Origin of the sequence: Acinetobacter sp. SA01 (assembly GCF_011319235.1) — a bacterium.
Taxonomy (GTDB): Bacteria; Pseudomonadota; Gammaproteobacteria; order Pseudomonadales; family Moraxellaceae; genus Acinetobacter.
On sequence record NZ_WXXM01000015.1, the window covers coordinates 1 to 19095 of the forward strand.

16 protein-coding genes and 2 rRNA genes are annotated in these 19095 nt (G+C 39.9%); 16 read left to right on the plus strand and 2 right to left on the minus strand.

Annotated features, from left to right (window positions below; all coding sequences use genetic code 11):
- The 9 genes from GTU69_RS12820 to hisC form a co-directional block, all read left to right on the plus strand.
- Positions 1–137: ribosomal RNA gene (locus tag GTU69_RS12820) — 23S ribosomal RNA — on the plus strand; the annotation flags it as partial.
- Positions 138–314: 177 nt separating this feature from the next.
- Positions 315–429: ribosomal RNA gene (gene rrf / locus GTU69_RS12825) — 5S ribosomal RNA — on the plus strand.
- Between the two features lie 333 nt (positions 430–762).
- The gene (locus GTU69_RS12830) at positions 763–2217 is read left to right on the plus strand and encodes an RNA polymerase factor sigma-54 (RefSeq protein WP_166171030.1); all 1455 of its coding nucleotides are present in this window, start codon (positions 763–765) and stop codon (positions 2215–2217) included.
- A 172-nt stretch (positions 2218–2389) separates the two neighbouring features.
- Positions 2390–2722, plus strand: a complete 333-nt coding sequence (gene raiA, locus GTU69_RS12835) for a ribosome-associated translation inhibitor RaiA (protein WP_086197707.1) — start codon at positions 2390–2392, stop codon at positions 2720–2722.
- 137 nt (positions 2723–2859) lie between these two features.
- On the plus strand, positions 2860–3111 hold the full coding sequence (gene ibaG / locus GTU69_RS12840; RefSeq protein ID WP_004650949.1) for a BolA family iron metabolism protein IbaG: 252 nt from the start codon (positions 2860–2862) through the stop codon (positions 3109–3111).
- Positions 3112–3117: 6 nt separating this feature from the next.
- Positions 3118–4374, plus strand: coding sequence for a UDP-N-acetylglucosamine 1-carboxyvinyltransferase (gene murA / locus GTU69_RS12845; RefSeq protein ID WP_166171032.1), 1257 nt, complete (start codon positions 3118–3120; stop codon positions 4372–4374).
- Positions 4374–5069 (plus strand): ATP phosphoribosyltransferase, encoded by a 696-nt coding sequence (gene hisG / locus GTU69_RS12850; protein ID WP_086197705.1) that lies wholly within the window; start codon positions 4374–4376, stop codon positions 5067–5069. Before murA ends, hisG begins: the two co-directional genes overlap by 1 nt.
- 198 nt (positions 5070–5267) lie before the next feature.
- Positions 5268–6569, plus strand: coding sequence for a histidinol dehydrogenase (gene hisD, locus GTU69_RS12855; RefSeq protein ID WP_166171034.1), 1302 nt, complete (start codon positions 5268–5270; stop codon positions 6567–6569).
- Positions 6570–6787: 218 nt separating this feature from the next.
- Entirely contained in the window at positions 6788–7879 is a 1092-nt protein-coding gene (gene hisC, locus GTU69_RS12860; protein WP_166171036.1) for a histidinol-phosphate transaminase, read from the plus strand.
- Positions 7880–7956: 77 nt separating this feature from the next.
- On the opposite strand, the gene pabB is transcribed toward hisC, so the two are convergent.
- A complete protein-coding gene (pabB, locus tag GTU69_RS12865) occupies positions 7957–9327 on the minus strand; it encodes an aminodeoxychorismate synthase component I (RefSeq protein ID WP_086197702.1) in 1371 nt (456 codons plus the stop codon).
- A 256-nt stretch (positions 9328–9583) separates the two neighbouring features.
- On the opposite strand from pabB, the gene GTU69_RS12870 reads away from it, so the two are divergent.
- From GTU69_RS12870 to GTU69_RS12895, 6 genes are all read left to right on the plus strand, one after another.
- Entirely contained in the window at positions 9584–10552 is a 969-nt protein-coding gene (locus GTU69_RS12870) for a DUF6160 family protein (RefSeq protein WP_086197701.1), read from the plus strand.
- A 197-nt stretch (positions 10553–10749) separates the two neighbouring features.
- The gene (locus tag GTU69_RS12875; RefSeq protein ID WP_086197700.1) at positions 10750–11589 is read left to right on the plus strand and encodes a C39 family peptidase; all 840 of its coding nucleotides are present in this window, start codon (positions 10750–10752) and stop codon (positions 11587–11589) included.
- A gap of 47 nt (positions 11590–11636) precedes the next feature.
- The gene (locus GTU69_RS12880; protein WP_086197699.1) at positions 11637–12872 is read left to right on the plus strand and encodes a hypothetical protein; all 1236 of its coding nucleotides are present in this window, start codon (positions 11637–11639) and stop codon (positions 12870–12872) included.
- A gap of 12 nt (positions 12873–12884) precedes the next feature.
- Entirely contained in the window at positions 12885–14549 is a 1665-nt protein-coding gene (locus GTU69_RS12885) for an outer membrane protein transport protein (protein WP_086197698.1), read from the plus strand.
- Between the two features lie 32 nt (positions 14550–14581).
- On the plus strand, positions 14582–15751 hold the full coding sequence (filE, locus tag GTU69_RS12890) for a putative pilus assembly protein FilE (protein WP_346764487.1): 1170 nt from the start codon (positions 14582–14584) through the stop codon (positions 15749–15751).
- A 21-nt stretch (positions 15752–15772) separates the two neighbouring features.
- Entirely contained in the window at positions 15773–17731 is a 1959-nt protein-coding gene (locus GTU69_RS12895) for a hypothetical protein (protein WP_166171040.1), read from the plus strand.
- 61 nt (positions 17732–17792) lie between these two features.
- Here GTU69_RS12895 and GTU69_RS12900 read toward each other — a convergent pair whose 3' ends face one another.
- Positions 17793–18341 (minus strand): NUDIX hydrolase, encoded by a 549-nt coding sequence (locus GTU69_RS12900; protein WP_086197695.1) that lies wholly within the window; start codon positions 18339–18341, stop codon positions 17793–17795.
- Between the two features lie 125 nt (positions 18342–18466).
- Here GTU69_RS12900 and GTU69_RS12905 point away from each other — a divergent pair, with 125 nt between their 5' ends.
- Positions 18467–19084 carry a CoA pyrophosphatase gene (locus GTU69_RS12905; protein ID WP_166171042.1) on the plus strand — a complete coding sequence of 206 codons (618 nt, stop codon included), beginning with the start codon at positions 18467–18469 and terminating at the stop codon, positions 19082–19084.
- Positions 19085–19095 lie beyond the last annotated feature (11 nt).

The following is a 19095-nucleotide window of genomic DNA, read 5'->3' on the forward strand; positions in this document are numbered from 1 at the left end:
CTACCTCAAGATAAGATTTCCCCGAGACTTTATGTCTCCTAAAGAGCCGTTGAAGACTACGACGTTGATAGGTTGGATGTGGAAGCATAGTAATATGTGAAGCTGACCAATACTAATTGCTCGTGAGGCTTGACTATACAACACCCAAACAGTTGTTGTATAAAGCATCAACTGATTCGATATTAAGCAAAACAGCTTGATTTAGTGAACGCTAAAGAACAAAATATGACAGCTCAGATATACCTGTTAATGAATTCTATTTGACCAAGCATTGGCATATAAATAAGACCAAACGCAAAGTCATAAACAGTTGTGCTGGCGACCATAGCAAGAGTGAACCACCTGATCCCTTCCCGAACTCAGAAGTGAAACCTCTTAGCGCTGATGGTAGTGTGGGATTACCCATGTGAGAGTAAGTCATCGCCAGCTCATTATTCTTAAAAAGCCCCTGCATAAAGCAGGGGCTTTTTTTTTGCCTAGATTATTAAAACCTTAAAATTATTATTTGATGATGAATGAAATTAGATTCTTTAACGGAATTGATTTTTCTGCTATTTAGATAATTAGATTTTATCTTTTGAGTAAGTTATTAATTTATAAAAATATTTATTAATATTTCGTGAGTATTTTATCGAAAATATAATTAAAAAATTTTAAATTTGTATATTTTTTATGTGTATCTATGATATAAAAATTAAAACGGCACAAAAATTGCTTACAAGATGTGTTTTCATAAATAGCAGTTAAAAAGAGTAGGGTAATATGAAGTTATCGGTTGGATTAAAAGTTGCAAACTCCTTGTCGCTGACACCGCAGTTACAACAAGCCATTCGTTTGCTTCAACTTTCTAGTCTTGAATTAGAGCAAGAAATTCAGATTCAACTTGATAGTAACCCCTTACTAGAGAAGGTTGAAGAGCAATCTTCGATTGAAAGTTTATCCACCTTACAAGATCAGGAACGCGATAATAAAGATTTAACGAATGAGCTGAATGCAAACCATCTTCCTGATGATTTACCTGTCGATACTGATTGGGATGATGTCTATACCCATCAACCGACGAGTCTTGGTTCCCCTGAATATGAAGAGCGTGAAGATAACCGTCAGGGACATCTTGGTCTAAAAGAACACATACTTGAACAAATCAATTTGTTGCATTTTTCTGATGTAGATCGCTTGATTGCGCATTGTATTGTTGATTCTTTAGATGAAAAAGGTTTTTTAGATGCTGAAATTGCTGAAATCACGGCATCTGTGCAGCATTTATTGGAAACTATGGATTATGAGGATGAAGTGGAAGATGATGAAGTCCTTGTTGTCTTAAAACATATTCAACATCTGGATCCTCCAGGTGTAGCATCACGTAATCTGGCAGAATGTTTATTGGTGCAATTGGAAAGCTTGCCTGTACATCAAGCTTATCGTTGTGAAGCGATAAAATTGTTAAATCATTATGAGTTACTTATTTCGAATGAATTGCCGAAATTGATCAAACAAACGGGTTTGAATCCTGAGCAATTGAAATGTGCAGTTGATTTGTTAAAGACCTTAAAAGCTTATCCTGGAATGGAGTTTGAAGAAAAAGACTCTGATTATCAGATTCCCGATGTGGTAGTCATGAAAAAGAATGATCATTGGCAAGTGCAGTTAAATCCAGATGTCATGCCTAAATTACGGATCAACTCTTTTTATGCCAGTATGATTAAACGTGCAGATCAAAGTAACGATAATCAATATTTACGCAATCAAATGCTGGATGCCAAAAATTTTATTAAAAGTGTCGATGAGCGTCATAAAACTTTATTAAAAGTGGCTACCTGTATCGTGGAACATCAAAAAAGGTTTTTGGAAATAGGTGCGGAAGGGATGAAACCTTTAGTATTGCGCGATATTGCGGAAGAGGTGGAATTGCATGAATCTACGGTTTCTCGGGTGACGACCAATAAATTCATGCTGACCCCACGCGGCTTGTTTGAACTGAAATATTTTTTTTCCAGTCATGTGGCAACGACTTCGGGTGGGGAGGCATCTTCGATTGCCATTCGGGCAAAAATTAAAAAGTTAATTTCTGAAGAAAATCCACGCAAGCCTTTATCTGACAATATTATTGCCAATTTGTTAAAACAAGATGGCATTGATGTGGCACGTCGAACTGTTGCTAAATATCGAGAGTCGTTACATATTCCTTCATCTTCTGAACGAAAAGTCTTGATCTAATTTTTAAAATCTGATTATTCTAAGGATTCATTATGACAACATAATGAATCTTTTTTCTTTTAAAGGTGTGGTTGAAATGATTTAAAGTGTAAATTGCAGAATTCTAGGTTCTGTCAGCAGATCATTTCGGCTATGACTTTAACTAATCCTAAAGAAGGTGAGGGATAGAATTATGCAAATAACAATTCGTGGTCATCACTTAACTATCACCCCTGCAATTGAAGATAATATTCGTTTAAAATTTGCTGAAATGACCAAACATTTAGATCAGGTCAATAGTATGCAGGTGAAATTGAGCAAAGATCATCAAGTAGATAAACGATCAAGAAAAGGAAGTTTGAATCATATTGCAGAAGCAATTATTCGTGTACCGGGGGCAGAATTGTTTGCACAGGCAACAGCTGATGATATGTATACATCAATAAAAAAATTAACAGAAAAACTTAAAAGACAGTTGCATAAGCATAGAAAAATGCAGGTTGCATCCCCATCTTTAATGGCATAGTTTTGTTGCTGAACAAAAAGAGGTTTTTTATGACCTCTTTTTTTATATATTAAATGTTATAGCTTAATGATTTATTTTTCATATTTATAGTAAAATGGCAGGTTTTTACACCGTTGGTCCTATAAGAGGTCTTTGTGATGAATAGTGAACAGCTCACTGAAATTTTAAAAGCTGCTTTTCCAGAGGCTGAAGTTGCAGTTAGTGGGCAAGGCGGGAAATTTGATCTTCGCATTGTAGATGAACAATTTGAAGGCAAACGTCCGGTGGCACGCCAACAGACAGTTTATGCTCCGTTAAATTCATATATTGCCAGCGGTGAAGTACATGCGGTAACTATTCGTGCAATGACCAAAGAAGAATGGCGTAAAGCAAGCTTATTCGGAGCTTAGAACTAGATGGATAAATTTTTAATTCAGGGCGGTGTTAAGCTCGAAGGTGAAGTGCGTATTTCTGGTGCAAAAAATGCAGCACTTCCATTACTTGCTGCAATGATTCTCCCTGAAACTCCCACCACATTAACCAATGTTCCAAATCTTAAGGATGTGAACACGTTGGTAAAACTGATTGCTGGTTTGGGTGTTCAAATTTCTTATGAAGGCGATACCGTTAAAGCAGATACGTCTACATTAGATAATCAGTTTGCCCCCTATGAACTGGTCAAAACCATGCGTGCTTCTATTTTGGTGCTTGGTCCGTTATTGGCGCGCTATGGTAGTGCAAAAGTATCTCTTCCTGGTGGATGTGCCATTGGTTCACGCCCAGTCGATCAACACCTTAAAGCATTAGAAGCTTTGGGTGCTGAAATTGAAGTTGAAGCCGGTTATGTCAATGCCAAAGTCGATGGTCGTCTTAAAGGTGGCGAAGTGGTCTTTGATATGGTGACTGTTGGCGGTACTGAAAATATTCTGATGGCAGCCGTATTGGCCGATGGCGTCACGACTATCCGTAATGCAGCTCGTGAACCTGAAATCACTGATCTGGCAAAAATGCTGATTAAAATGGGTGCGAAAATTGAAGGTTTGGATACCGAGACTTTAGTGGTTACCGGTGTTGAGCATTTACATGGCTGTGAATATGCTGTAGTTGCCGACCGTATTGAAACAGGTTCATATTTGGCTGCCGCGGCAATTACCGGTGGTAAAGTAAAAACGACCCATACCGATCCGGCATTACTTGAAGCCGTTTTGGATAAGTTTGAAGAAATGGGTGCGGAAGTGACCCGTGGTGATGACTGGATTGAACTCGATATGATGGGTAAACGTCCAAAAGCTGTTAGTTTCCAGACCCTGCCACATCCAGAATTCCCAACTGATATGCAAGCTCAGCTTATGGCTGTCAACGCGATTGGTCGTGGCTTTGCTACGATTTCTGAAACGATTTTTGAAAACCGTTTTATGCATGTGCCTGAATTGGCACGTATGGGTGCAAATATTCAGGTTGAAGGTAACGATGCAGTGGTTACAGGTGTGGAAAAACTTTCGGCTGCTCCTGTAATGGCGACAGATTTACGTGCTTCTTTCTCTTTGGTTTTGGCTGCGTTGGCTGCCGAAGGTGAAACCCTGATTGACCGTATTTATCATATTGACCGCGGTTATGAAGATGTTGAAGCGAAGTTACAAGGTTTAGGTGCCCAAATTAAGCGAGTAAGTTAATGAGCGATATGAGAAACGATGATCCAAACTTTGATGTTATGGGCAATTTTGATCATGGTTTAACTTTAGCATTAAGTAAGGGACGTATTTTAAAAGAAACTTTACCTCTGCTAGAAACAGCAGGAATTAATTTACTGGAAGATCCGGATAAATCCCGTAAATTGATTTTCCCAACGACCCATAAACAGGTCCGTATTTTAATTTTACGCGCTTCTGATGTACCGACCTATGTGGAAAATGGTGCAGCGGATTTGGGTGTTGCAGGTAAAGATGTGCTGATGGAACATGGCGCACAAAATGTATATGAACCATTGGACTTAAAAATTGCCAACTGCAAACTCATGACAGCGGGTAAAGTCGGTATGGTTCGTCCGAAAGGCCGTTTAAAAATTGCCACTAAATATGTGAATCTTACACGTCAATACTATGCCAGCCTGGGCGAGCAAGTCGATGTGATTAAGCTTTACGGTTCGATGGAACTTGCGCCATTGGTTGGTTTGGGTGATTACATTGTTGACGTGGTCGATACGGGTAATACCCTACGTGCCAATGGTTTAGAGCCTTTGGAAGAAATCTGCAAAGTATCTTCACGTTTAATTGTGAACAAAGCCAGTTTCAAGCGTAAGCAAGCGTTATTGAATCCTATTCTTGCACAGCTTGAAAAAGCAGTTGAAGAACGCGAAAGCAAAAAATAAGTCTTTTTGCATTCAGATGTGAAAAACCGTCACCCTGTGGCGGTTTTTTTATGCCTATTTTTACCATCCCGAGCTAAACAGCGAATTTATTCGATAATTCAGAAAGTAATTTCCTATGAAACTATGTGAATAGATGTGTGATTGATACCCACAAAGTTTGGGAAACAAGGTAAACTAAAGTTTTCCAATTGAAACCTTGTGGGTAAATTGATGCGACGTTTATCGACTCAAGATCAAAGCTTTAAGCAGGCCTTTGCAGACTTGTTGGCTTTTGAGACAGTTAGTGATCCTGAACTTTTAAAAACCGTAGACCAAATCATTGCTGACGTACGTCAGCATGGTGATGCTCATGTTCTTAAACTCACTCAACAGTTCGATCGACATCCAGCGCATCAATTTTCTGATCTAGAACTCACTCAAGAACAACTTAAAGCGGCTTTTGAAGGTTTAACCACAGAAGTTCGAGAAGCTCTAGAATTGGCAGCCAATCGTATTCGTGAATTCCACCAAGCGCAAAAGCAGGATGGTTGGACCTATGTTGATGCTTTGGGGAATACCTTAGGGCAAAAAATTACACCGCTCGATCGCGTTGGTATTTATGTACCGGGTGGGTTGGCATCGTATCCATCTTCCGTATTGATGAATGCCGTGCCTGCGCATGTTGCCGGTGTGCCTGAAATTATCATGGTGGTTCCTGCGCCGAATGGTGAGTTAAATCCATTGGTATTGGCCGCGGCATATCTGGCTGGTGTGCATCGTGCATTTACCATTGGTGGTGCGCAAGCGGTTGCAGCATTGGCCTATGGTACGGAAACCATTCCATCTGTGGATAAGATTACCGGCCCGGGTAACCGTTTCGTGGCAGCGGCTAAACGTGCAGTCTTTGGTCAGGTCGGTATCGACATGATTGCGGGACCTTCTGAAATTTTGGTCTATGCTGAAGGCGAAAACAATGCCAAATGGCTGGCGATGGATCTCTTGTCCCAAGCCGAGCATGACACCGTTGCCCAAGCAGTTTTCATCACACCGGATGAACAGCTTTTAAACGACGTTGAACAGGCGATTGAAGAACATTTGGCGGCTTTGCCAAAAGCTGAAATTGCTCGTACTTCAATTGCTAACCGTGGGGCATTGGTTTTGGTGAAAGATCGTCAGGAAGCGATTGACCTCATCAATCAGGTTGCGCCAGAACATTTAGAGCTTTGCTTGGATGAAGCTGAGAAAATGTCGGAAAATATTCGCCATGCCGGTGCCATCTTCATGGGGCGTTATACGCCTGAAGCGATTGGTGATTACTGTGCCGGTCCTAACCACGTATTACCGACATCGGGCACAGCGCGTTTCTCATCACCACTCGGGGTGTATGATTTCCAGAAGCGTTCCAGCCTGATCATGTGTTCGCAAGAAGGCGTGAAAACTTTAGCGAAAACGGCCGATATCTTGGCGCAACAGGAAAACCTGGATGCACATGCACGTTCAGCACGTTATCGTTATCAGTAATCAATCATAGGCTAGATAGAAAAAATCTGGTTTTCTAAAATTATAAACCTCTCCCTAACCCTCTCCTGAAAGGAGAGGGGAACTCATATGATGAGAATGACTTTGACGTTTGATTCTATCTTCATGAGGTGTAGATTCCGCTCCCTGAGTGAGCTTTAAGGATTGCTTTAAAGCAAAGCGCAAGATGAGGTTAGGAGAGGGAAATAAGAGAAAATAAAATGTCGACTATCACCACAGAGCAAATGCGTTTTTGGAGTCCTGAAGTACGTGAACTTGAACCTTACGTACCCGGTGAACAACCCAAAATCCAAAACTTATTAAAACTCAATACCAATGAAAATCCCTATCCACCATCACCAAAAGTGGTCGAAGCGGTTCAAGCGGTATTGGCCAATTCAGCAGATGTGCTGCGTTTATATCCAGACCCGGATGCATCGGCTTTAAAACAGGCGATTGCCAAACAGCAACATGTCTCGGTAGATCATGTATTTGTTGGCAATGGTTCTGATGAAGTATTGGCACATATCTTCAAAGCATTTTTTGTCCAAGAGTTGCCAGTGCTTTATCCTGACATTACCTATAGTTTTTATCCGGTTTACAGTCAGTTTTTTGGGGTAAAAACCAAAGTTTTGCCATTGAATGATGATTTTGAAATTGTGGTGGATGATTATAAACAAGCCAATGGCGGGATTATTATTACCAATCCGAATGCGCCGACCAGTATCGCACTGGGTTTGTCAGCCATTGAAGATGTGCTTCAGGCCAATCCAGATTCAGTGGTCGTCATTGATGAAGCTTATGTGGATTTCGGTGCTGAATCGGCGGTAAAACTGGTTGAGAAATACGATAACTTGGTGGTTTGCCAAACTACATCTAAGTCTCGTTCACTGGCGGGATTACGTGTCGGTTTTGCCATTGCACAGCCACATCTCATCGCTGCCCTTGAAGCGGTGAAGAACAGTTTTAACTCTTATCCGATCGATCGTTTTGCGATTGCAGCAGCTGTAGCATCTTTTGAAGATCAAGAATACTTCGAAGCGCAAAATGAGAAAGTGATTGCAAGCCGTGAAAAGTTGGTTGCCCAATTGGCTGAGCTTGGCTTTAAAGTTTTGCCATCGAGTGCAAACTTTATTTTTGCGTCATTAGCGAGTAGAGATGCAGCTGAGCTTGCTGCTGAATTGCGCGAACGTGGCATTATCGTACGTTATTTTAATAAGCCCCGTATCAACCAGTTCCTGCGTATTACCATTGGTACCGACGAGCAAAACCAGCGTTTAGTCGATACCTTGAGAAATGATATTTTAGCTTAATTAAACACCTCCCTTGCGGAGCAGTGCTCCTCACCTTTTATAAAGGGAGGAGGGATTTGAAGTCAAAAAAGCGATTCTCAGGAATCGCTTTTTTGTTGATTTGGCTTATACCAGGTATTAAGCAAATCCAGCATGGCAGACACTTTATCAAAACATTCCTGATATTCGGCATCGCAATCTGATGCAATGGTGATCCCTCCGCCAGCCCAAACAGAAATATCATTCTGATATTTTTGAATTGAGCGAATCAAAATATTCCATGAACCTGTACCATCAAAATTAAAATACCCCATCGAACCACAGTAGGCACCACGTGGAGCACCTTCAAGTTCCTCTATAATTTGCATGGCACGAATTTTGGGAGCGCCTGTGATTGAACCGCCCGGAAGAGCTGACATCAGAACGTGAAAAGGATTGATATCTTGCCTTAATCTAGCAGTGACTTCACTCACCATATGATGAACTTGATTAAATGACTCAATTTCAAAAAGTTTTGGTGTTTTAACAGAGCCTGTTTCAGCGTATACGCTCAAATCATTACGCAGTAAATCAACAATCATTACATTTTCGGCTTGGTCTTTTTTAGAGTGAATTAAGCTTTGCTTGGATTGCTCATCTTGCGCAACATCTGAATATCTGGGCATAGTGCCTTTAATCGGTTTTGTGGTGATTTTCCGATTTGCTTCAAACTTGATAAACAGTTCGGGAGAGCAGCTTAATAATTCAAAATCATTGATTTTGAGATAACCTGAATAAGGTGCATCAGTCAATTGCCAAAACGCTTCTGCTGTATCTAACAACAAACCTTGTGCTTTGGTTGTAAATTCTTGAGTTAAATTAATTTGATAACAGTCACCTGCCCGAATGTAATCTTGAATCTGATTAAAGGCATTCACATACTGTTTTTTAGTCCAGCGTGCGGTACAAGGTCGAGTGAGGGTGAAATTTTGATTTTCTTTACTTGGCTTGTTTTTGTTTTGCAAGGCATTTTGAAGTACCTGAAAGATCGCTTCAGCCTCATGTTCATGACTAAAAAAGGTCCAGCCTTGATCGGTCAGTTTAATATAGCTGCAATAAATGCCTAAAAATAAAGAGGGCTGGTTCTTGGATTGAATATTGACGTGTTGTTGGGCAGCTTCATCATAACTGATAAAACCGATTAAACCACCATTGAAATCGGAGGTGTGATTTTGCAAATCCTGCTTAAAAAATTGATTGAAATCAATTGGTTCATTTTTTTGTTGATATTTGTTTAACGATGTTCTGGTAAATTTCTGAATTTTGTTATTTTGCATCAGCATATATTCAGAAGCCAAAATTGCAATGACAGGTTGCTTTACATTTTTTAAGTAAACCACATGGTTAAGATGCGATAAGCATAAAAGAATTTCAGTAGGATTAAGCTGTTGCTTGGTTAGCAATTTTTGAAAAAAAACAGGCTCATTCATACGACGTGACTTAATAAATTCGATACATAGATGGTCTATTCTATAACATTGTTGATGCATAAAAACTGTAAATACCGTTTATCGGTAACATGCAGATTGCGACCAACAGCAGTTGAACAAAAAATGACACAGAGATAACTTAGCTAGGGCAAACCAGCTGCTCAAGGAAAGCCTCACTATTGTCAAAAAATAAAAAACAATTAGTGAAATCGAGTAGTTAACAATCAAAAAAATAATACTCTTGGGAGAGTACGAAATGAAAAAATTTACTAAACTTGCTTTAGTTTCTTCATTAGCAATCAGCGCAAATGCGATGGCAATGCAAGCAATGGATGATACTTCATTGGGTGCTACTACTGGTCAAGATGGTTTAAGCATTGGGATCGGTATTTCAAAAATCGAAATCGAAAAATTATTCATTCACGATAACGATGGTTTAGCTGCAGCTGGAACAGCAGGTCAACCTGGTTTTGGTGGTACTGGTGCAGCTGGTGCAATTTATATTAAAGGAAATGGGACTGGTGCTACTGCAACTAATGGTATTGTAATTGGTGCAAACTACGATAATAGCGGTGCTTATTTACTTGCTAGCCGTAACTTGGCAGACTTAACAATTGACTCAGATGCAGGTGGCGGCAATCCATTCATCAACATCGCTGCACAAGTATCAGGCCTAGATATTAACATCGGCGAGATTGGTGTAGTTGGATCGGCTGCTGCTCCAGCTGCTGGTGCAGCAAATATCCGCCGTGGTGGTACCGGCACTGAAAACGCGATTCTATCAGGTCTTTCTGTAAAAACTGGTCAAATGGCTGCAAACATCCAATTAGGTGCTGCACCGCAAGGCGCAATGATTAAGTTGAATACAACTATGGTTGGTGGTTTAGAGATCACAAATTTGGGTATCTTGGATAACTCAACCAAAACTGCAACGCGTGCAGCCGGTGAAATTTTTGTTGAGAGCATCAAGGTTGCAGATGCAAACTCTACAAATTTAACACTTAATCAATCTATCAGTGTGTTTGGTGAAGAAGGTGCTAATAAAGGTTATGTACGTATTGTGAGCACAAGTGGCGCGCACGATAATTACGTTAAAGCCATTCATTTGGGTAGCAAGACTGCTGCTTCTATCGGTGATGTAGAAGTTCAAGGTATGCAAACTTACTTCAGCCCAGCGCAAGGTCAATATGTACCAGGCGCGATCATTACAATTCGCGGTCACTAAGTTTCCGTGTCAAAAAGCGCGTGTTTACACGCGCTTTTTTTTACAAAAATAATGTTAAATTTTTCAAATAAACTAAAAAAAAGCTGTTTTTTTTTATAAAAAAGGTTATCTTCCTTTTTACATGGATGTAGAGTAATAACTCTAGAAAAATAATGAGCAAAGGCACGTCATGCCGATAACTAGAAAAGTCAGAAGATATGTTAGAGATCGCGTTAGGCTCGGCATTGATGTATTACGCTGCCAAAGAAGCCTTTGAAATTAAAAAAAAGCCAGCGGAAGCTGTGTATTACACTGAAACCTTAGACTCTCGCCAAGATTCATTCACTCGAATGCATAGAGAAGCAGTCCTCATTAAACCTGCTGTAGAAGATCAATTTAGGGGTATTGTACGTCAAGCTTATGACTATAGCTGTGGATCAGCAGCATTAACGACCTTGTTAAATGGTTATGTTGATGTTGGTGTAACTATGACAGAACAACAAGTTATGAATGGTTTGCTTAAATTTGGTGAGACCGAGAAAATCGTTGAGCGACGTAGTTTTTCCTTACTTGATATGAAACGCTTTGTCGGAGCAATCGGTTTCGAAAGCGGGGGATATAAAGGCGAATTTTCCGATTTAGTGAAACAGGGACAACCAGCCATTGTGCCAATTTCTTATGCAGGATTTAAACATTTTGTGGTGTTTAAAGCATACAAGAATGGCCGTGTTTATGTAGCTGATCCTGCAGTGGGTAATATTAGTTTCGATGAAACACGTTTCAAAGATATCTGGGAAAACAACACCCTATTTTTAATTAATGTCGCACCTGAAAAGAGAAAAAGTTTATTAGCACTTCAGGATACAGACTTACGACATGTCGAAGATGCAACCGTTAATCGCTATGCTTTCGTTAACATGCAATATCCGCAGTTCTATATGGATAAAATTGCCGATAAGGCATCAACGATTCGTTTAGACAAGAATTTAAATGAAGACTCGGAAAAATTTGGGGAATCGACATATAATTTTTTACGTCTTTATTACAAAAGTAAATAAAGTATAAAAGTAAGTAGATTAAAAAAATAAAAATGGTGGGATGGAATATGAATCGTAAATGGATGAACAAAACTTTATTGGCTTTGAGTGTTCAAATGGCAATAGGGGTGGTATATGCAGCTGAAGAACCGGCACTCGGAGAATACGAGGTTGTAGATCAGCAGGAAACAGAAGTTCAATCTACAGCATCACAGTCTGCAAATGTACAACCTGAAGTAACCGCAAATGTTCAAGTGGAAGAATCAGCACTCGGTGAATATGAAGTGGTTGATGAACAGGTTGACGAGCCAGCAGCAACCTCATCTGCCGATAGTGCTCCAGCGGCACAGCCACAACCTGTTAATGCAAATGAGCAAGCTTCTTCTGCTTTACAGCAGCAAGAAGGGGATGCAAGTAAAGAAGCTAACTTACAAGAAGTCTTTACCTCAAATGAAAGACAATATTCTTTAATTAAAAAAGGTGAGATTTCATCTTATTACGATATTGATTATACCTATTATCGTGATACACAGATTGATGCTGAAATGGCGAGTGGACAACTGTATCAACTCCGTGTTCAAGAAAATGCGACTCACTCTGTTACCAATACATTTACTGCGCAGTATGGCATTCTAGATAATTTAACCTTTACGGCTTCAGTACCTTTAGTCGCTAAAACAGATTTATTAAAAGATACTTCTACAGCAGGTCTAGGTGATATTTCTTTTGGTACGCGTTGGGAGCCTTTCCCTCTAAAAGCTGGCAGACTACCCCTGATCTTATTCGGTAATATTTCTACTAAAACTGGTGATAGTCCTTATGAAATTAATGCGACTAATGATCTAGCAACTGGTAAAGGTTATTACTCTGCTGGGATTGGTGCAAGTACGCGTAAATATATCGATCCAGTGGTATTGTTTGCTTCCGTATCTGCCAATTATGGCTTTAAAGAAACGGGTTTAAATCAACGTCGTGGTTTACGAGTACTGGATGAGTTTCAACCTGGGATCAGTGGAGGTTTTGCTTTAGGTTTTGCCTATTCATTTAACTATGATGTGTCTATGACGATGTCATATCAGCAAAGTTTTAATACCGGTTCAGAATTTACTTATACTTCGGGTGAGAGTTATTCACCAGCTGACCAGACCAGCTCCACTTTAGCAATTTCATTGGGTGTTCGTGTTTCACCTGAAACTATTGTCAATGGGACTGTGGGTATAGGCCTGACAGAAGATGCGCCAGATGTATCTTTAGGTTTGTCATTCCCACTGGATATTTTAGGTTTCGGTAAGAAACTACGCTAAGAGGGTAGTCGTATGTATAAGATTCGACTTCGCCCGTTAGCTGCAGCAATTATCGTTTCGGGCTGTTCAAGTGCAACTTTCGCTCAATTAGGTACTAACTTATCTGTTGATGTCAGATCATTGAGTATGGGAAATGCGGTTACTGCAGATCCTCCTGGTATTAGTGCAATTCATTTTAACCCTGCAGCCTTGACCAAAATTGAAGGTTTGCAAACCGATGTGCAGGGGATTCTTGCTAATTTTGATATTCAACGGGAATTTTCTGTTCCTGCTGGTTATAACGTATTTGGCTATTCAGATGACCCGATGGTGTGTAATGACGGGCCAGAGATTTCTTCCGATTTATGTACAGACTTTAAAGGCACAGTGAATGGGGATGTTGAATACGTCAGTCTATACGTCCCAGTATTAAAAAAAATGGTGGATCTTGGTGAAGGTCTACCCATGGCTGCACCTACAGCAGGCATTGCTTACAATCCACCAGGTTCAAAAACAACTTTTGCAACTGCAATGTATGCACCTTTGGTTGCCGGTTTTGGTGCGGAAAATGGTAATCCTGCGAATTACATGGGGCAACAGGTTGCTCTAGAAAGGATTACCTATTTATCTCCATCTATTGCCTATCAAGTGAATGATGAGTTATCCGTGGGTGCTTCTATAGGTATGTCATATCAAGCCATTGGTTTAAAAACGGATTTGCGTTTTCCCAATGAATTAATTGGTATGTTACGAATGATTGATGAAGTCGTTTGTACACCTTTTAAAGAAAACTCGGACATTATTACTGACATTCTGTTGTTAGGTATATGTAATGCCCAAGAAGGTATGAACCCATTTGGCAGGTTCGGGCAAATGCAGCTTGCTCTGGAACAATCACTTAGCCCAAGTTATAACCTGGGCGTATTGTGGGAACCGACTGAGGATTTTAGCTTTGGTATGGTATATCAAAGTGCGGCAAAAATGCGTTTGAAAGGTAAATATCACATTGATAACGCAAAGGCACCACGTGAGCTGATCAATGGTTTAATGTCATCTCCTACAGGTCAAATTCTTGCGGCAATTTTGGGGTTTCCTAATAATATTCCTGCAAGTGAGTCAGGTCTGGTTTCAATGGATTTTGAATATCCAGCCCATTTTCAAGCAGGAATAAAATATAAGCTTTTACCTGATTTACAAGTCAATTTTGATGTGGGCTGGACAGATTATAAAGCGTGGGACAAGTTTAAATTTGAATTTGACCGACAAATTTCAGCATTAAAAATTGCCAAATTACTTTCTGAAAATATTGGTGATTCTTCTCTGGCACTTCCACTGGAATTTACTTCACCTTGGAATTATGGGATAGGTCTGGAATATTCTGCAACAGATCGTCTGAAATTACGTGCCGGATATGAACCGCGTACTAGTGCAATTCCTGATAATAAGCGAAATACAATGGTGCCGATTAACAATGCACAATTGTTTGGCTTGGGGGTAGGTTATCGTTTCGATGCAGATACCGATCTGGATTTATCGATTGGTTTCTTACGCAGTAAAGATAACATTCCAGCAAATACCAGTAGTTTAGCAAACCAAACGGGTGTGAATAATATTCTACTAAATCCATATGCAGGTTTAAATGTTAAAACGAATACCAAAGTCACAATTTTAGGCTTGAACTATAGAACACGATGGTAGAGAAATTGAAAATAATGAAAGGGAATTTATGTGTGAAATCGATACTTACGCTATGTGTGGTGCAGGTATCTTTTTCTCATGCGGGAGAGTTTTACACCATTATTGGGCCAGATGGTAGGCCTATGGTCGTGCAACAAAAATCTGCGCCCAAAAATAAAGAAACTGAAGGAAGTAAATCTTCCTCAGTAGAGGTGAGAGTTCAAGAAACTCACTCGGTCACTCATTCCGCCAATAATCAGCCAGACATCAAGGTTATTGCAACTCAAACTACACCATTATCGCAATTACCGGTGAAAAATAAAGTAGCAGTCCAAAGCCCTACAAAAAAAGCTTCTACCCAAGTGAATACCGCTAAAATAACGCAAGCGACCTATGTAGAACCTGAAACTGAGAAAAAGCAAAAAGTTTTAGCGCAGCCTCAACCCCTGCCTAAAAAGGTGGAAGAAATCGTACCTCTCGCTACCAGTACGCCTAAAGAACTGAAAGAAGCTAAAGATGCAGAAAACTATGTCACGGTTGATGGTACGCAATATATAAAAAATGAATACCTGGAAGACAAGGAATTTAATCTGGAAGGGAAAAAACGTTTTTATGCTATGCCTGAAGGCATCATTGATACCAAACATGGAGCGACACGCTTACAAATGGTCGAGCGTGAAAAAGGGCTGAGTAAATCCCTACTGCAATCATTTTTTAAAAAGAATCAAAAACAGGATAGTGGTCCTATTATCTTGTCATCGACTTATTACCGGGTTTCCCAGGCTGATGCCGTGAATAGTTTAGGTCAACAATGTATTCAGTACAAAAAAATTAAAAATGCGAAAACAGTCAGTCTGGATAAGGAAGTCAATGTCTGGCCACGTGCACCATTAAAAGAGCATTTTGATTTTGAAATTGTGAAGATTTCCAATGCAATTCAGAATGTGCAGATTAACTCGTATGCTTCGCGACAACAGAATCCGACCTTTTATTGGCCATTTGTGGTTTTTCTAGATACCAATGGATGTGTACTTGAGGGAGCAGGAGGCTTTAAAAATCATGAAACTGCCGAGTCATTTACTAGCCATGAAAAAATTGAAGGAATCATTCATATTCCTTCTCAAAGCCGATATATGTTGTTGACTCCTTTAGCCAGTGCGATAGATCTAGAAAACAAAGCACTCACCAATCAGGGTCAATTAAAATTAATAGCAATTCGCTAAGGATATAAGAAGAGAACTCGGATGAAAAATAAATATTTACTCCCTTTTGCCCTCACCACATTGATGGCAGCTTTAACGGGGTGTGGTGGTGAAAGTGCCAATGTTATTCCTGAAGTTTATGAAGGTAGTACAACGAATGGAACGTGTACGATAGGTGCTAGTGGATGTCTTGGATTTGCCTTGGATTATCCATTAAATGGATTAAATTTTACTTGTAGTAGTGATACTAAAAATAGCTTTGTAACCACTTTAGATTTGAAAGATGGGGCAGCAACTGGGGCATGTAAAGTCGGTGACAAAATTACTTTCTTCCTGAAGGGGGAAAAAGATAAGCAAATTAATTTGGGAACGCTAGACCTAAATAAAATTGCCAAGGTAAGTACTTCACAATTGCCTCGTTTGACTATTTTGGACATTGCCTCCGGAATTTCCGGTACATCAGCTAAGTCTCTGGATGCCAGTGATAGCACAGTGAAGGTCGCTATGCGGTTGGCAAAAATATTACAGGCACTTGCGCTACAAAATGGGGGGATTGCTGATCCAGCCGATATTCAAGCCTTATATATTACGGATCAAATGCGTGTAGATTTGGAGAGAATCAGTCAGTCAATTCCTCAAGAAACCTTTGCAAATACCACAGATTCCGATTTTGAATTATTGATCCAACCTTGGATTAATATTTCAAATATAACCAATGAGCAGGCATTTTCTACTGTCAGTATGTTGATGAATATTGCGAATGCCGGGGTATATCAACCGGAATTTTCATTATTTTCAACCTCTGGAGTGATTAGTAGTTTAAGTGGTTCAGATGGTTTAGTTGGTTGTAATAAAGATACGTGTAATCCTCAGGACAGCTCAACGCAGCATCTGTTAGGACATTTCATGTTGATTACCGATCGTGACGGTTATACTTTTGGTAGTGGCATACAATGGCGTGGTCCAGGCATCAGTGGCACTTCGACATTAGGTGGATTAAATACCAAATTGCTGACCACCACCCGACCGATTCGAATGACTGCAAATGCACAAGAGCATTGGATTAATCCGGTAACCAAGAAAATTGATCAAAATTTTGATTTTCAGGTCGATCAAGTCACCACACCTTTAAGTATTTATCAGGGAACTTTATATAATGATTATATGATTGCCGGCAAAGAAGCATTCTATAAGTTGCTTACTAGGAAAACAGAAGTCACTGCAGCTGATAAGCTGGATTTTGGTCTATGGAGGCAGACCATTGGTAGCGAAAATTTTAATGGTACACTCGATTTATATAAAACCTTTCCTATCACTTATCTAGATAAAAGGGTTTTTAAATCCATTAATAATGTGAAATCTGGCGAAGCTTATATATTCCCGATGTACGCAAATTTGACCTTTAAATTTACCGATACCAGTGTGAAAGATATTGTATTGGGAATAGTGATTGATGAAAAAGGCAACATTCGAACCAATATGAAGCCTAGTTATACTGAAGATGATATGAGTACTGCTTTGGATCAGGAGTTGGTTTTAGGAAAAAGTGCTTGTGATACCACAGGCTTTAATTCATCCACTTATATAGACCAGTATGGAGTTCAACAATACCGGATTGGTACAGTTTCTCGTGCTTTCACCAATGATAAGAATATTTCCTTGCGTATGGTATTGGCAAATACAAACTTGAAAAAAATTGACGGTGCTTTAGTGGGAATGAATACCAATATCAAGACTTCAACATCTGGAGATAGTATTGTGGTGGGTGGTGCTTTACTTAATGTAGCTAACTTATTAAATCTTACTTCGGGTACAGCTGATATTACATTTAAAGACTCTGCTGTTGGTACGGTAAAATGGGCAAACTCATTATCAAGTTTCCAGAAAGTTTATAATACCAATAATACATCGCACACTTCTCAAGATGCAGATCTTGCGAAGTTAAGTGGAGGCAGTTTAACTTTTGCTTTGGCTCCGTGTTATACAGTCAAAAAGAAGTAAGCAAAAAAATAAGGCCCATCATATGATGGGCTTTTTATTAAATTGCAAATTTATCGCATCTTTAACCGGTATGATCTAAGCGGGTACCTAAAGTTTCTAAATGCATGCTGAATGAAGCAGTTTTACGGTCTTCAAAATAATGTCTTAAGGTCCGTTCTACGCTGGGAAAAGCCAGTTCAGACCAAGGAATTTCATGTTCATCAAATAAACGCGACTCAATGGTTTCTTCACCAGCACCGAATATGCCATTGACGAGATTGGCCTTGAACAGAACGTAAATTTGTCCAATTCGGGGAATATTGTACATACAGTAGAGCTGTTCGATTTCGACTTCAGCTTCAGCCTCTTCGCGGGTTTCTCTGGCAGCGCCCTGTTCCATGGTTTCAAACAGTTCCATATAACCTGCGGGCAGGGTCCATAGCCCATAACGCGGTTCAATGGCACGGCGGCACAGCAAAACCTTATTTTCCCACAGCACCAGTGCCCCGCAAATGACTTTGGGATTGACGTAATGAATATTGCCGCAATCTGTACAAACGCGGCGTAATTGATGGTCGCCGAGTGGAATTTTTTCCGTTGTTTTATGTCCGCAAATTACACAGAAATTCATATTCATCGTCAATGATAAAGGTGTTGATCAGCATAACTGAAAAATGCAACTTTGGCATCATTTCTATCCTTTGGAATAAAAATTCAGCTATGATGAAATAAAGCATGAGGCAGGAGCAGTAGCACATGGATGACTACTCATTAATACAATTATTACAGCATAGATTACGCTTTTCTACACGTGTTAAGCCTGCTCATGCTGCTGTATTAATTGCCATTACTGATGAGTCTGATCCCAAAGTTTTGCTCACGCGCCGTTCTTTATATTTATCCAATCATGCCGGGGAAGTTTCTTTTCCGGGGGGGAAAAGAGATCCGCAAGATACCAGTAATATTGTGGTGGCTTTGCGCGAAGCTTATGAAGAGACCGCACTGAATCCATTTGATGTGCAACTGATTGGCGATTTGCCCATGCAAAAAGCCCGCAATGGGATGCTGGTCAAACCCGTGGTCGGGCTGATTCCGCCTGAAGTGGAACTTATTCCTCAACCAGCTGAAATTGATCGAATCTTTTTTGCATCACTGAATAGCTTAATGAATGCACCGCCCATTCCCTATGAAGTGCGTTATGCTCATCAGTCTTTGTATTTTCCCAGCATGCGCGTGGAAAATGAGGTGGTTTGGGGATTGACGGCACGAATGTTGGTTTCACTGTTTCAGTATGGTTTGGATTATCAAAAGGAATGGCCATTTTTATTAAATTCGCCCACTTTTCATAGCAATAAGATTAAATACGGTAAATAAGGAATTTCACC